15 protein-coding genes are annotated in these 13,711 nt (G+C 55.6%); 8 read left to right on the plus strand and 7 right to left on the minus strand.

Features of this window, described 5'->3' with window-relative positions; translation table 11 throughout:
- Positions 1–92 precede the first annotated feature (92 nt).
- Positions 93–614: an SCO family protein gene (locus BMY55_RS15050; RefSeq protein ID WP_091433182.1), complete on the minus strand. Its 522-nt coding sequence runs from the start codon at positions 612–614 to the stop codon at positions 93–95.
- A gap of 213 nt (positions 615–827) precedes the next feature.
- On the opposite strand from BMY55_RS15050, the gene BMY55_RS15055 reads away from it, so the two are divergent.
- From BMY55_RS15055 to BMY55_RS15070, 4 genes are all read left to right on the plus strand, one after another.
- Positions 828–1,256, plus strand: a complete 429-nt coding sequence (locus BMY55_RS15055) for a MerR family transcriptional regulator (protein WP_091432741.1) — start codon at positions 828–830, stop codon at positions 1,254–1,256.
- Positions 1,257–1,340: 84 nt separating this feature from the next.
- Positions 1,341–1,943: a cation transporter gene (locus tag BMY55_RS15060; protein WP_091432743.1), complete on the plus strand. Its 603-nt coding sequence runs from the start codon at positions 1,341–1,343 to the stop codon at positions 1,941–1,943.
- Between the two features lie 83 nt (positions 1,944–2,026).
- Positions 2,027–2,791 carry a transglutaminase-like domain-containing protein gene (locus BMY55_RS15065; RefSeq protein WP_091432745.1) on the plus strand — a complete coding sequence of 255 codons (765 nt, stop codon included), beginning with the start codon at positions 2,027–2,029 and terminating at the stop codon, positions 2,789–2,791.
- Positions 2,781–3,698, plus strand: coding sequence for a cation diffusion facilitator family transporter (locus BMY55_RS15070; RefSeq protein WP_091432748.1), 918 nt, complete (start codon positions 2,781–2,783; stop codon positions 3,696–3,698). The genes BMY55_RS15065 and BMY55_RS15070 overlap by 11 nt, the downstream gene beginning before the upstream one ends.
- A 457-nt stretch (positions 3,699–4,155) precedes the next feature.
- Here BMY55_RS15070 and lgt read toward each other — a convergent pair whose 3' ends face one another.
- The 6 genes from lgt to BMY55_RS15100 all read right to left on the minus strand — a co-directional run bounded on the left by lgt (position 4,156) and on the right by BMY55_RS15100 (position 9,020).
- Entirely contained in the window at positions 4,156–5,079 is a 924-nt protein-coding gene (lgt, locus tag BMY55_RS15075) for a prolipoprotein diacylglyceryl transferase (RefSeq protein ID WP_091432751.1), read from the minus strand.
- Complete coding sequence (locus BMY55_RS15080) at positions 5,076–5,783, minus strand: TVP38/TMEM64 family protein (protein ID WP_091432754.1); 708 nt, start codon at positions 5,781–5,783, stop codon at positions 5,076–5,078. The genes lgt and BMY55_RS15080 overlap by 4 nt, the downstream gene beginning before the upstream one ends.
- A 49-nt stretch (positions 5,784–5,832) precedes the next feature.
- Positions 5,833–7,284 (minus strand): multicopper oxidase domain-containing protein, encoded by a 1,452-nt coding sequence (locus tag BMY55_RS15085; RefSeq protein ID WP_091432756.1) that lies wholly within the window; start codon positions 7,282–7,284, stop codon positions 5,833–5,835.
- Positions 7,285–7,300: 16 nt separating this feature from the next.
- Positions 7,301–7,771: a rhodanese-like domain-containing protein gene (locus BMY55_RS15090; RefSeq protein WP_091432759.1), complete on the minus strand. Its 471-nt coding sequence runs from the start codon at positions 7,769–7,771 to the stop codon at positions 7,301–7,303.
- Positions 7,772–7,793: 22 nt separating this feature from the next.
- A complete protein-coding gene (locus tag BMY55_RS15095; protein ID WP_091433185.1) occupies positions 7,794–8,180 on the minus strand; it encodes a DUF302 domain-containing protein in 387 nt (128 codons plus the stop codon).
- A gap of 102 nt (positions 8,181–8,282) precedes the next feature.
- Complete coding sequence (locus BMY55_RS15100; protein ID WP_245744784.1) at positions 8,283–9,020, minus strand: EF-hand domain-containing protein; 738 nt, start codon at positions 9,018–9,020, stop codon at positions 8,283–8,285.
- A 170-nt stretch (positions 9,021–9,190) separates the two neighbouring features.
- On the opposite strand from BMY55_RS15100, the gene BMY55_RS15105 reads away from it, so the two are divergent.
- From BMY55_RS15105 to BMY55_RS15120, 4 genes are all read left to right on the plus strand, one after another.
- Entirely contained in the window at positions 9,191–9,913 is a 723-nt protein-coding gene (locus BMY55_RS15105; protein ID WP_091432762.1) for a response regulator, read from the plus strand.
- Entirely contained in the window at positions 9,910–11,391 is a 1,482-nt protein-coding gene (locus tag BMY55_RS15110) for an ATP-binding protein (RefSeq protein WP_091432763.1), read from the plus strand. Before BMY55_RS15105 ends, BMY55_RS15110 begins: the two co-directional genes overlap by 4 nt.
- A 46-nt stretch (positions 11,392–11,437) precedes the next feature.
- On the plus strand, positions 11,438–11,635 hold the full coding sequence (locus BMY55_RS15115) for an SHOCT domain-containing protein (RefSeq protein WP_245744785.1): 198 nt from the start codon (positions 11,438–11,440) through the stop codon (positions 11,633–11,635).
- Positions 11,636–11,707: 72 nt separating this feature from the next.
- Positions 11,708–13,708, plus strand: coding sequence for a heme lyase CcmF/NrfE family subunit (locus BMY55_RS15120; RefSeq protein ID WP_091432768.1), 2,001 nt, complete (start codon positions 11,708–11,710; stop codon positions 13,706–13,708).
- The last annotated feature ends 3 nt before the right edge of the window (positions 13,709–13,711 follow it).

The following is a 13,711-nucleotide window of genomic DNA, read 5'->3' on the forward strand; positions in this document are numbered from 1 at the left end:
TGGGCGGGCTTAGAAGAGCAAAAAGCAGCATGAAATCTAAACCTGATACACCTTAGAAACGCTGCAAACCTGTCCTAAAAGGTGGGACCACTTCAGCCATAGGGCCAGGAATTGGCAAAGCCCGCTTCAGGATCAAACAGAAAAAGATGCGAGGTATGCGCCATTGTGTAACCGTCAGGCGCGGTGGCTTCTTCAATTCGCTCGAAAAAGATCGGGAAGGTTTTCGACGTTGCCGCGATTTGCTCGGGTGTGCCGGTCAGACCGATAATGCCCGCGTTGAACAGAGGCACATAGTTGGCGAGTTCCAATGGAGTATCTCGCTCAGGATCGACCGATATGAAGATTGGTTGCACCTTTGACGCATCGTTCCCCAACCCCTCCATCACGGTGGTCACTTCAGACAATGTAGTGGGGCAAATGTCAGGGCAGTTCGTAAAGCCGAAGAACACCAGCATCCACCGCCCTGAAAAATCGCGTTTGGTACGGATCATGCCCTGGTGGTCGGTCAACTCGAAGATTGCTCGGAACGCCGTCTCGTCATTGCGAGATTGATCGGCTCGGTAGTCCGACCAAAGCAGCAACCAAACAAAGGCCAACGTCGCAATGCCCGCCAGCGTCCATAGGACTTTCCGAAACGCTTTCAGTTTCAATGTAAACCGCCTGCTATGGTTCTTTCATTGCTGTGTGCATTTGCATCCTCCAGCTACTAGAGGTTCAATCCCTTTAAGCCCCATGCGACGCGGAGTCACACGGTTGTGAGCAACAGACATCCCTTGAAAATTTTGCCTCAAAAACCTACAGTTACTTTACATTCAAGGGGACCATACATGTTCACTATCGGAACGCTCGGAAAAAAGACCGGCACTAAAGTTCAAACCATTCGCTACTATGAGCAGATTGGCCTGATGCCTGAGCCCGGCCGGACCGAAGGTGGACAAAGGCGCTATCGAGAAACCGACCTCGACCGCCTGTCTTTCATCCGCCACGCCCGCCAACTAGGGTTCCCGCTGGAAGCCATTCGAGAACTCTTGGATTTGTCCGACGATCCAAACCGTCCCTGCCATGATGCGGATGCCATCGCGCGTCGTCAGCTTAAGCAGGTCGAACAAAGGATGGCGCGTTTGGAAGCACTTCGAACGGAGCTAAAACGCATGGTGCATGAGTGCAGCGGCGGAAAGACTTCGGAATGTCTTGTCCTGGAAGTATTGAGGGACCATTCCGAGTGCCTGACCGACCACGAGGAAATTGGTGCCTAGGGTGCGAGAAGCAGGTTTCTTTGGAAATGCGGAACCAATACAGCTTTTGCAGGTTAATCATGTAACCGTCGCGAAGGGGACCACATGGCAACGCCAATGAATCGCTCTGAACATAAGATATTGTGGGTCGTCTTGGTCCTGAATGCAGCTCTCGCGATTGCATTTTTTGCGACGGGCACTTTCGGTGATTCCAACGCGCTGATCGCCAATGGGCTCGACAATCTCTCCGACAGCCTCGTCTACGCAATCAGTCTTTTTGCGTTGTCGCGCACCGGAAAATGGAAGCGGACAGCGGCGAACGTGTCAGGTGGTCTGCTTATTTTTTTCGCTCTTGGGATTCTTTATGATGCGTGGCGTCGGTATTCGGGGGGGTCCGAACCGCTCGGGTCAATCATGATTTTAATGGCGCTTATTGCCGCTTTTATCAACGCGGTCTGCGTCTGGCTGCTTGCCCAGTTGCAGGACCCGGATGTCAATATTCGTGCTGCCAATACATTCAGTTGGAACGACTTCGCAGCCAATCTTGGAATTCTCGTGGCTGGTGGTTTTGTCGCTTGGTTGGGAACAAACTGGCCAGACCTTTTGGTCGGCGCCATTGTCGCCGGCATCGCCTTTTGGGGGGGGCTGAAGATACTAAGGGACGCTCATCAAGAACACCACAAGGCCGTGCATGGCGATATCCAATAATGAAATCACATGGGGCATTCGGCACTTGAAGCTACAGTCGCTGTAGCAAATAGACCTGTTTCATCATGATTCGAGGAACAACAATGCGACAAAAAACCGATCCCCTGCATGCCGCCAGCAAATTGTTGGATTTCGATGATGATCGTATCGCCAGATTGATCGCGGATCGCGGATGGCGCGAACTGGACGAGTTTGACCGGATCGGTGCCATCTACGACTTTGTCCGAAACGAGATCGCCTTCGGCTACAATCAGGCGGATGATATACCCGCCTCACAGGTTCTTTCCGACGGCTATGGGCAGTGCAACACCAAAGGCACGCTTTTCATGGCGCTGCTGCGCGGCGTTGGCATTCGGTGTCGATTGCACGGCTTTGCGATCCATAAAGGCTTGCAGCGCGGTGTGGTCCCCGAGTTGGTATATCCCCTCACGCCGAAAGAGATCCTTCACTCGTGGGTAGAGATCGAATTTGAACATGCGTGGATCAATCTCGAAGGCTTCATCCTTGACGACGCGTTCCTCAACGTTCTTCAGGCATCTTTTCCCGGAACGAACAGTCTGTGCGGCTATGGCGTCGGCACGGATTGTCTAAGTGCTCCTCCCGTCATGTGGGAGGGGCAAGACACCTATATTCAGAGAACCGGCATCGTTCAGGATTTCGGGGTGTTTGAGACCCCGGACACCTTTTATGAGACCCACGGACAATCCTTCGGTTGGCTGCGGGGTATCCTGTATCGCCACCTCATACGGCACTGGATGAATGCTCGCGTTCGCGCCTTTCGCAGCGGTCGCATGAAGGCCCACAACGGTGCGACACATGCACACAAGGAAGCTGCCAATGCCACATGATCACGGACATGCCCATATCGATCCGGATTCGGGGGATCGCAGGATCTCTCTTGCGATCTGGGCCAATGGCCTTCTGACCGTTGCGCAGGTCGTCGGCGGTATTTTTGCAGGCAGCTTGGCCCTGATCGCCGATGCTCTTCACAATTTCTCCGACATGGCCTCGCTCGTGATTGCCTTCGGCGCCCGCAAAATCGCGCGCCGCCCGGCCGATGAACGTATGACCTTCGGCTATGGTCGGATCGAAATCGTCGCAGCTTTGATCAACTACACCACCCTCATCCTAATCGGACTCTACCTGATCTATGAGGGTGGTATGCGCATGATCGACCCACCCGAAGTCATGGGATGGACAGTGGTCATTCTTGGAGGGATCGCGCTGGTGGTTGACACGCTGACCGCGATGTTGACCTATTCCATGCAGAAGGGGAGCGTGAACATCCGCGCGCTGTTCCTCCACAACCTGTCCGACGCGCTTGCGTCGGTGGCCGTGATCGTCGGTGGGACGCTCATCATCCTTTACGACATGCGTTGGGTTGACCCCGCCATCACCATCGGCATTGCGCTTTATATCCTGTATCTGTCCATCACCGAGATCGGAGGCCCGATCCGCACCCTCATGCTGGGAAGCCCGCCCGACATTGACGGCACCGAAGTGGTTGCGGCGATCCAGAGTGTCGACGGCGTCGCCGATGTGCATCACATCCATCTGTGGCAGATGCAAGAACACGCCGCGGCTTTGGACTGCCATATCGTTGTCGAACGCAGTCGGATGGAGGACATTGAAACCATAAAATCCGGCATCAAGGCAGTGCTCCGCGAACGCTTTTCGATCGAACATTCCACGCTGGAATTCGAGGCAAAAGACACCGCGCATCAGAACGCCCATCTGTTCGGACATGGATCATAAGCGCGGCGCAAGGCGCCTTGTTTGCCCTTGGACTAGCTGCATTGGCCCTTGCCCCGTTCGCCGAAGGGCCGTGGTTGCGCGAGCAGTATTGCGCGAAATGCGATGATGATTGTGCCGAGATGCGTAGGTTCTTGTAAGATGCTGGCTCATGGCCTGGATATTTTGACAACCTCAAGCTCAACGCATCTCATCCGGGCAAGTCTTCATACCAGAGTTGCAGGGAACATCTGAAACAGCCTTTGTTTATGGTTTTCCTTTTTGACAATGGGCGTGCCAGCCTTCGCGCCTCTCGTGGAAGACGCCACAGATCGGATCGATCACCTTTGTTGCGCCACCGTGAGGTTCACTCGGACGTGTGAAAACGGCTGGGGCGAGGGCGGTGATCGCCATGTTTCATCTCTGACAGCGATTTATCCAATCGCTTGCGATCAGCGTCGGAAGGCCCTTGGGCGAGGGATCAAGCCGTTTTTGCTGTTCTTTCCGGGGTTTTGCCGGACCGGCCCGAATGCGCCCACCAAATCAAAATAAGTCCGGCAGCGAGCATGGGCAGGGACAGGATTTGGCCCATGGTCAGCCCGCTGTTGCCAAAATGCAGGGCATGACCAATTGGGTTCGTATCGGTTACGAATTGCAGATCAGGCTGGCGCACCAGTTCGACCAGCCCTCGTGCCAAGCCATAGCCGACAAGGAACAAACCGGTCAGGGCTCCTGGTTTGCGCAGCCAGTCACGCCTCAGGGCAAGCGTCAAAAGGACGATCCCAAGCACCAGGCCTTCCAGAACGGCTTCGTAGATCTGCGATGGGTGGCGGGCACAAAGCCCGACCACTCCGGCACAGGTCTGGGCGGCCTCACCGGGAAACACGACGCCCCAAGGAAGAGTGGTCGGGCGGCCCCACAATTCCGCATTGATGAAATTTGCGCTCCGCCCAAGGAAAAGCCCTATCGGTGCCGCCAAAGCAAGCAAGTCCGCCAGACTCAGGACGGGAAGACGGTTTCGCATGGCGAAGATAAGGGCCGCGACTGAAACACCCAGGAATCCACCATGAAAGGACATACCACCTTGCCATACCTTAAGGATATCAAGGGGTTGTGACAGGTAGTATCCCGGTTGATAAAACAGGACATATCCAAGCCGTCCACCCAAAATAACCCCGACGATCACCCAAGTCAGCAGATCCTCCAGCTGCGCCGGTGAAAGCGGCGCCTCGCGCCCAGGCCAAACAGCAGTGTTTCGGACCAATCGAACACAAAGCCGCCAGCCAAGCAGCAACCCCACGATATAGGCCAGCGCATACCATCTGATTGCAATGTGAAGAGACCATAGATCGATTGAGAAAATCTCGGGAGATATCTCAGGGAAGGGGATGGCGGCGACAATCATTTCGTTTCCTTAAACTTGGGAGGGGTGTGGGGAGATCGCCGTGAGGCGGAATTGCGGGTAAGCGCGAATACGAGCATTGGGATGGCTGTCAGCAACCCAAGGCCGAGCGCCACCCAACCTGCGGGGCCGTATCGACCCGATATGGCTTCGGCACCAAAATAGGCCAATGCAAAACTGGCGGGCAGTATACCAGCCATGGTTGCAATGAGAAATCGCCACAAATGAAGGCGACTCAGACCGGCTGCGTAGCTCATGACATCGAAAGAAATAAAGGGCAGCAGGCGGCTGATGAAAACAGCAACAGTCAAAGCGTTTTGTGACCCAAGCAGGCCTGCCTCAATCCGTGCGCCCAAAAGCCGCTCGACAGTCCGCCGACCAAGAATGCGGGCGATCAGGAACGCGACGAGGGCGCCAGTTTCCGCACCGATAGCGACATAAAATGTGCCAGCAATCTGCCCAAATGCGGCGCCGGCAGCCAATGCGATAGGTGCGCTTGGAATAGGACTCGCCACGACGGCAATGGTCATAAGCGCAATAACAGCAAGAGGACCAAAAACCCCGAGACCCTCAACCCAAGACCGTATGGTATCAGGGTTCAAATCAGCCAACATAGGAGAGAACTGCCACCAAAGCGCGATGATACCCGCAGCACCAAGAAGCGCGGCGACAACGATTTTAGCTTTGATTGCGGGCCTTCCCGGCATTTTGTGCTTTCTGAATTCGGATATAGCCGTTCCCGAAAGGTGAGGCGTCTCAGCCAACGGTGAACTGACCCATCATCCCTGCATCTTCATGTTCGAGGATATGGCAATGGTACATATAGGGCGCATTGGCCGGGGCGGGTTGGTCAAATCGGATCAGCAGGTCGACCGCGCCATTGACCAAAACGGTGTCTTTCCAACCCGTATTCTGAGGTCGCGGCGCGCGACCGTTCTCAGACAAGACCTGAAACTTGGCACCATGGACATGAAACGGATGCATCATCATATCAGCGCTGACTGTCCATCGCTCGAATGCCCCTTGGGTCACACGGAAATTGATCCGGTCCATCGCGAAGGCGTCGCCATTGATCGAGAACATACTGTCAGAACGTCCAAACATCATTCCCATTCCCATGGGCATATCCAACGAAAGACGTCGCCAGTTCGCATTGGCGGCATTCCCATTTGGACGGGTGCCTCCAAGGTCGTCAGGCAGTTTCGTGATCCGAACGGGAAGGGTGGTATCAACGGTAAAGGGCAATACGGTGAAGCGCCCGCTTTGCTGGCGTTGACCCCCCATCATGCCACCCATCATCCCGATATTGGGATTGTGTTCAGAGGTCAGCGTCACGTCGCGCTCATTTGAGAAATCGACAAGGACTTCGAAACGTTCGCCGGGCGAGATGAGCAATTTCGACAATTGGATCGGCTTGTCCAGATAGCCGCTGTCGGTGGCAACAAGATGCATGGGCCGATCATCCGACAAAGCAAGCGTATAGATACGCGCATTCGACCCGTTCAACAGACGAAGACGAACCAATCCCTTGGGCACAACAGCAGAAGAGCCGACCTGGCCATTGATCAGGATGGTATCACCAAGAAATCCCATCATTCGGTCGGGCATGGAAGGGGAAAGGTCAAAGTCACCTCCTCGTGTAAACCGCCGATCCTGCAACACCAAAGTCAGGTCGTCGACACCATATTCCGACGGCAATCCACGCGCATCATCCTGACCATCGTCAATCTGAAGCACGCCTGCCAGCCCCAGTTGAACCTGCCGGGCAGTCGCCCCGTGAGCGTGGGAATGATACCAAGCGGTTGCTGCTGGCTGGGTGATCGCCAGTTCAGGCGACCAGGTTTTTCCCGGCGCGATGGGTTGATGCGGGCCACCATCGACCACCCCCGGCACAAGAAGGCCGTGCCAATGCACTGAAATCGTTTCGTCAAGTGAGTTGTAGACGTCGACCTGGGTTGAACGACCTGTTGGCATTCGCAAGGTTGGACCCAGGAAGGGTTGGTTGAATCCCCAAGTGTTGGTGCCGGACGAGCCTACAAACCCTGTTTGCCCTTTCAGCGCCTCCAACCGAACCTGCCCCGCTGACCTGGCGTCCAAAAGTGGCTGCATGGTCAGCCGTTTTACCGCCGCCTGGCCAAGGGAAAAGGACGATGTCCCCACAAGAAATGCGCTGGCAGACAGGCTGCCAAGGAAAGTCCGGCGTTTCATTCGCTTTTTCTCCGGTTCACAGCCTGAGAACAGACGGCAAGTCAGAGATTGCCTGCTGTGCGGTGACGACCGGCAGACCGGCCTTGACCCATCCCGGTCCGCTGCGTGACCCAAGCATTCCATCTGCCACATCGATAAAACTATCATATCCAGACTTGCGAAGACTGCTCATCACACTGCCGGATCGCCCACCCGTTGCGCAAATCAGGGCAACGGGGCGGGTTTCGGCCAGATCACGTGCGGCAAACAGGCGTTCGGGAAAACGCTCATCGTGCAGGCTGACAGGCCAGGCACCCTGAGCTACGCCTGTTTGGCGCCATTCCTCCGCGGAACGAATATCAAGCATCCGTATCAGGTCCTGTTTCAAGGCTTCGAATGCCTCTGCGGAAGTCCAGATGTCACGATTCTGGGCCAGCGTCGCTGTAGCAAGTGCCTGAACGGGTAGAGATGCCAGGAAGACCAGAGTGCTTCGGCGTGAAAATTTCATCTTCTACACTCCCGAAACGACATCAAGCTGCCTCGATCGCTGTGCGCAGCATGTCACGAACTTCACCGGCCACCTCATGCAGCCCGCTATTCTCGACGGCCGCCATGGATGCGACCGGGTCGATTGCACTGACTTCAGTGCCACCGTCTACCTGACGCAGGATGACGTTGCAGGGCAACATCGCGCCGATGCGCGGCTCCAGCCCAATGGCCTGATGCGCCATTTCAGGGTTGCACGCGCCTAAGATGCGGTAGCCGTCCATGTCGACGTCAATCTTCTTTTTCATCGTGGCCTTGACGTCGATTTCGGTCAAAACGCCGAACCCCTGTTCACTCAGAGCGTCACGCACGCGCATTTCTGCATCATCAATTGACACATCGGAAAGCAGCCGGTTGAAAGTGTATGTCATCATGTATCTCCTCTTGGAATTATTCCGACCGACATCGGGGGGAAGTCTAATGTCGGTCGGAGCACCGGGTGCATACCATTTGGATGCACCCAGTTAAACGTCTCAGTTGTTTTCAGTGCTGTTCTCGGTGCCGGTATCTTCGCTTTTTTCTGTGCCGGTATCGTCACCCATCATTCCTTCGGAAGACGGACGCATATTCATACGCTTGGCAGGGGTTGTCATTTCACTTGGTGTCACCATGCCGTCCCCATCCGAATCAAGATACTGGAAACGGTCAACCATCATGGACCGGGTGATTTCACCGTGCAGAACTTCGAACTCCTCAAGTGATAGCGCACCGTCACCATTCGTGTCAGCATCCGCGTGCATTGACTGCAATTGGCCAAGTGCCTCGTCACCTGAAACAATCCCATCACCATCGACATCAAATCGGTCCATCATCGACCCGCGCATGAGAGACATCATATCTTGTCCCATCATTCCCTGCGATCTGGCCGCTCCCATGTTGCCCATGCCAGCACCCATGTTGCCCATGCCGCCGCCCATGTTGCCCATGCCGGCACCCATGTTGCCCATGCCGCCGCCCATCATCCCACCATGCATCTGCATCATCATTTTCATCATGCCTTGCATCATTTGACGGTGGTCGCCGTCCATCATACCACCCTGGCCCATCATACCCATGGGTCCAGAACTGTCTGCCATCGCCCCAGAGCTTGGAGGATTGGCTTTACCTGCTCCTGCTTTCCCACCATCGTGGTGTCCTGCTTCGGCAAATGCTGCTCCGGTTGTGCTGAAGACCAGCGCCAGGGCGAGTGCGGTATTGGTTGTCTTGGACATAGTAGCCTCTTTTCGTGTTTTGTTGCCTCGTTTACATCGGCATAAGAAATCGAAACGGAAGGGTATGCATCCCCCGGTTTGTAACCGTCTGTCGCAACACCCGATTCTTGATACAATCGGTGACAAAAATGGGTCTGACCGCCTCTGCGAAGATATCTTAGAAAGAGACCATGACGAACCCACCGCATATCCTTGTTGTTGACGATCACCAGCAGATCCGTGACAGCGTGACCCGTTTTCTTGAGAAGAACGGCTTGCGCGCCACATCCGCGAAAGACGCTCAGGACATGGATGCGAAACTGGCCAAAGGGCATTTCGACCTCATGGTTCTGGATGTCATGATGCCGGGTGAAAGCGGGCTTTCGGTCTGTCAGCGTCTTGCAGCGGACAAAAGCATTCCAATTATCATGCTGACCGCATTGGGCGAGGAAACCGATCGGATTGTCGGACTGGAGATCGGAGCGGACGACTATATCGCGAAGCCGTTCAACCCCCGCGAATTGTTGGCGCGGATCAAGGCAGTGCTGCGCCGCGCGCCTCCGGTCGAAACCGTGGCAGGTGACTTTGCCGGCAAGAAAGTTCGATTTGCGCATTTGACCCTTGACGTTGACCGACAGGTTCTTTTGGACAGCGGTGCCACGGAAATTGCGCTGACCAGCGCAGATTTCAAACTTCTGATGGTGCTGCTTGAACGCCCCAGGGTAATCCTTAATCGCGACCAACTTCTGGATTTGGCTGCTGGACGGGCGGCGGGTCCTCTGGACCGCACCATCGATAACCAGATCAGCAGGCTGCGTCGCAAGATCGAACCCGATATCCTGCGCCCGAAGATCATAAAGACGATCCGCAACGGTGGGTATTGCCTTAGTGCCGATGTAGAGGTCGACGGATGACCTTGGCGCCCATTTATACTCTGCGGGTTCAACTGGTGCTGTTGGTGATCGCAGCCTTGACAGTCGCACAAGTGATCAGTCTTTGGCTGTTCGCGGATGAACGCAGTTTGGCCGTGCGTGCAGCTCTTGGTTTCGAAGCAGCAGGGCGCGCCGCCAATGTCGCGCGGTTGATCGAAGAAGCCCCTGAAGATTTGCACATGTCGATCCTGCGCGCTGCAAATTCGCCACTTGTCCGATTTGATCTGGCAAAAGAACCCATGGTTCAGCTTACTGGTCATTCGGACGGCGGTCTGGTCGAGACACGTATCCGCGCGCTTCTTGACGATGGTTACAGTCGCGACATCCGCGTCGAACTGCATGAGATTGAAGGGCGGATTCTTCCGCTTCCGCAACTTTCACAACAGATGTCCGAAATGCACGCGGCAATGATGCGCGGCGGGCTTTCGGCGGTCGAGATGAATTTGTCCATCGCGATCGCAGGCGGGCGCTGGTTGAACGTCGGAACGCGATTCGAACGACCGCCGATCCAATGGCCTGTTTATTCAATGTTGACCTTCGCATTATCGGCAGCGGTCATTCTGATCGCGATTTTTTGGTTCCTGATGACCCGTTTGACGGGTCCACTGCGACGGCTGGTTGGCGCGGCAGATCGATTGGGACGGGGCGAAGATGTGGCGGATTTGCCCATGGCCGGACCAACCGAGGTGCGTGACCTGACCTCGACCTTCAATCGGATGCAGGATCGCCTGACACGGTTTGTGGCAGACCGAACTCGACTACTTGCGGCGCTTGGGCACGACATACGCTCACCGCTCACAGCGATGCGGGTGCGGGCTGAAATGGTAGATGACGTTGAAACCCGCGATAGTCTTATCGCCTCGGTCGAGGAAATGCAGTCCATGGTCGAAGCCACTTTGACATTCGCGCGTGGGCTTGCGGATTCCGAAGAGCCCGAGACCATTGATATCGGCGAATTTCTTGATGCGCTGAAATCTGACATGGTGACGCCGTTTCACCTTGAAGACGGTCCAACGGTCAAAGCCCGGATTCGCCCTCATGCGCTGCGACGTGCCCTGCGCAACGTCATCGAAAATGCAGTTCGCTATGGTGGTGCGACGCGTGTCAGCCATCAAAGCCGCACCGAGGAATTCATCATCACCGTCGAAGATAATGGCCCAGGCATTCCCGCCCCAGAACTGGAGCGCGTCTTTGATCCCTTCTTTCGCCTTGAGCAATCACGATCGCTTGAAACAGGCGGGCATGGGTTGGGTTTATCAATCGCTCGAACGATAATTCGTGCCCATGGCGGCGATATTTCACTTTCCAATCGCGACGAAGGGGGGCTACGTGCAACCATCGCGATTCCTTTTGCGGACGACTTATCAATGAAAGGAGACCATCATGAACATGAAGCTAGGTCTAACAACTCTGGCCGCGCTGCTTATGGCGAACATCGCCTATGCGGACAGGGCAGATGATTGGGGCAGGGGGTACGGCCACATGACTGGAGGCGGAGCATATGGTATGTTTGGTGGACTCATGATGTTGGCTTTTTGGGGCGTGATCATCGTCTTGATCGTGCTGGCGGTTCGCTGGTTCTCCGGTGATCGACCCGGCGGGAGCAAATCTTCGGATGCAATGAACGTCCTCAGATCCCGCTTTGCCAAAGGAGAGATCGATGAAGAAGAGTTTCTCAAGCGAAAAGCTGCACTCGAAGATTGACCTTCGCCAGACAGCTCTCACCCTTTCGAGGGTGAGGGCACCACGACTGTACTTGATTGACAGGATAGCAACATGACACCCGAAATCGGCCACTTTGCCCTAGCACTCGCCTTTGCATTGGCACTCATCCAAAGCGTACTCCCCGTGATGGGGGCTAATCGCGGCAAGCTGCTCTGGATGCAGTCCGCACGTGCGACATCAATCGGGCAGTTGGTGCTTGTCGCGGTTGCATTCGCCGCCTTGATGCGAAGCTTCATCATCAGCGACTTTACCGTTGTCAACGTGGCATCGAACTCGCATTCACTCAAACCCATGCTCTACAAGATTGCCGGAACCTGGGGCAGTCACGAGGGGTCATTATTGCTCTGGGTGTTGATCCTGACCATTTTTGGCGCCGCCGTATCGGTGTTTGGCAGCAATATACCGGACTCGTTGAAGGCGCGCACGCTCGCCGTGCAGGCGTGGATCAGTTCAGGCTTCTTGTCATTCATGCTTCTGACATCGAACCCGTTTGACCGGGTGTTTCCACCCCCTGCGAACGGTAACGATCTGAACCCGCTTTTGCAGGATTTCGGCCTCGCGCTTCACCCTCCGTTCCTTTACCTCGGATATGTCGGTTTCTCGATCGTCTTTTCTTTCGCCGTGGCTGCATTGTTGGAAGGCCGGGTCGATGCCGCATGGGCCCGCTGGGTGCGTCCCTGGACGTTGGCCGCCTGGATTTTCCTGACCGCAGGCATCGTGCTTGGCTCGTGGTGGGCTTATTATGAGCTTGGCTGGGGTGGCTGGTGGTTCTGGGATCCGGTTGAGAATGTCAGCTTCATGCCTTGGCTGCTTGGCACTGCCTTGCTTCATTCCGCTATCGTTACCGAAAAACGCGATGCATTCAAAAGCTGGACAATCCTGTTGGCGATCCTGACGTTCTCGCTGTCATTGTTGGGAACGTTCGTGGTGCGGTCAGGGCTTTTGACTTCGGTCCACGCCTTTGCCGTTGACCCGGAGCGCGGGCTTTACATCCTGTTCCTGCTGGCGTTGTCGATCGGTGGCTCGCTGGCACTTTACGCATGGCGTGCGCCGATGATGGAGGCTGGTGGGGTTTTCAAACCCATCAGCCGCGAAGCTGGATTGCTGGTCAACAACCTTATCCTTGGCGCGGCAACCGGGTCGGTCCTGTTCGGGACGCTCTATCCGCTGTTTCTTGAGGCGGTCACTGGAGAAAAAATTTCAGTCGGACCCCCTTTCTTTAACTCAACCTTCATACCAATGATGCTGCCATTGGTGTTTTTCATGGGCGTCGGCCCATACCTGAGTTGGAAACGGGCTGATTTGCCCGGTGTTCTACAGCGTGTGAAATTCGTCGCACTGGCATCAATCGTCGCGACCCTAGTTCTGTGGTATCTTCAGGAAGGTGGACCATTGCTGGCGCACCTGTCGGTCCTGCTGGCCATCTGGTTGTTGCTCGCGACGTTGCGGGAATGGGCGATGCGCATTCGACTGTTTGATGTGCCCTTTCCCGATGCGCTGCGTCGTGCGCGCAATCTGCCGCGCGCATCGTATGGAATGACATTGGCCCATGCCGGTCTTGCGGTCCTTATGCTTGGCCTTATTGGCTCCAGCGCCTGGAAGGTTGAAGAGGTCGTATTTGTTTCGCCCGGGACAACCATTGAAATTGCCGGTTTCGAGGTCAGGTTCGACGGGGTCGAGCGGGTGCGTGGACCAAATTATTTCGCCGACCGCGGCACGTTGTATGTCACGAAAGGAGGGGAAGCCGTCACGACCCTGTTCCCCGAGCGGCGCTTCTACCCGATTGCCGAAAGCTCAACGACAGAAAGCGCTATTCGCTCTACCATTGTTGGTGATCTCTATACCTCGATAGCTGAACCGGCGTCTGACGACGCGGAACTAAGTGGCGCTTGGACCCTGCGCATTCTTTATGAGCCGTTCGTCAACTTCATCTGGTTGGGCGCCGTAATCATGATCACTGGAGGCGGATTGTCCTTGTCAGACCGACGGCTTCGGGTCGGCGCACCGAAACGCAAACCAGTGCTCCCTGCGATCACGAATCCGGCGGAATAGAAC

The organism is Aliiroseovarius sediminilitoris (assembly GCF_900109955.1).
Taxonomy (GTDB): domain Bacteria; phylum Pseudomonadota; class Alphaproteobacteria; order Rhodobacterales; family Rhodobacteraceae; genus Aliiroseovarius; species Aliiroseovarius sediminilitoris.

Coding starts and splice junctions, on each gene's coding strand:
- BMY55_RS15055 (WP_091432741.1), top strand. CDS start 828: ATGTTCACTATCGGAACGCTCGGAAAAAAGACCGGCACTAAAGTTCAA.
- BMY55_RS15060 (WP_091432743.1), top strand. CDS start 1,341: ATGGCAACGCCAATGAATCGCTCTGAACATAAGATATTGTGGGTCGTC.
- BMY55_RS15065 (WP_091432745.1), top strand. CDS start 2,027: ATGCGACAAAAAACCGATCCCCTGCATGCCGCCAGCAAATTGTTGGAT.
- BMY55_RS15070 (WP_091432748.1), top strand. CDS start 2,781: ATGCCACATGATCACGGACATGCCCATATCGATCCGGATTCGGGGGAT.
- lgt (WP_091432751.1), bottom strand. CDS start 5,079: ATGATTGTCGCCGCCATCCCCTTCCCTGAGATATCTCCCGAGATTTTC.
- BMY55_RS15080 (WP_091432754.1), bottom strand. CDS start 5,783: ATGCCGGGAAGGCCCGCAATCAAAGCTAAAATCGTTGTCGCCGCGCTT.
- BMY55_RS15085 (WP_091432756.1), bottom strand. CDS start 7,284: ATGAAACGCCGGACTTTCCTTGGCAGCCTGTCTGCCAGCGCATTTCTT.
- BMY55_RS15090 (WP_091432759.1), bottom strand. CDS start 7,771: ATGAAATTTTCACGCCGAAGCACTCTGGTCTTCCTGGCATCTCTACCC.
- BMY55_RS15095 (WP_091433185.1), bottom strand. CDS start 8,180: ATGACATACACTTTCAACCGGCTGCTTTCCGATGTGTCAATTGATGAT.
- BMY55_RS15100 (WP_245744784.1), bottom strand. CDS start 9,020: ATGTCCAAGACAACCAATACCGCACTCGCCCTGGCGCTGGTCTTCAGC.
- BMY55_RS15105 (WP_091432762.1), top strand. CDS start 9,191: ATGACGAACCCACCGCATATCCTTGTTGTTGACGATCACCAGCAGATC.
- BMY55_RS15110 (WP_091432763.1), top strand. CDS start 9,910: ATGACCTTGGCGCCCATTTATACTCTGCGGGTTCAACTGGTGCTGTTG.
- BMY55_RS15115 (WP_245744785.1), top strand. CDS start 11,438: ATGTTTGGTGGACTCATGATGTTGGCTTTTTGGGGCGTGATCATCGTC.
- BMY55_RS15120 (WP_091432768.1), top strand. CDS start 11,708: ATGACACCCGAAATCGGCCACTTTGCCCTAGCACTCGCCTTTGCATTG.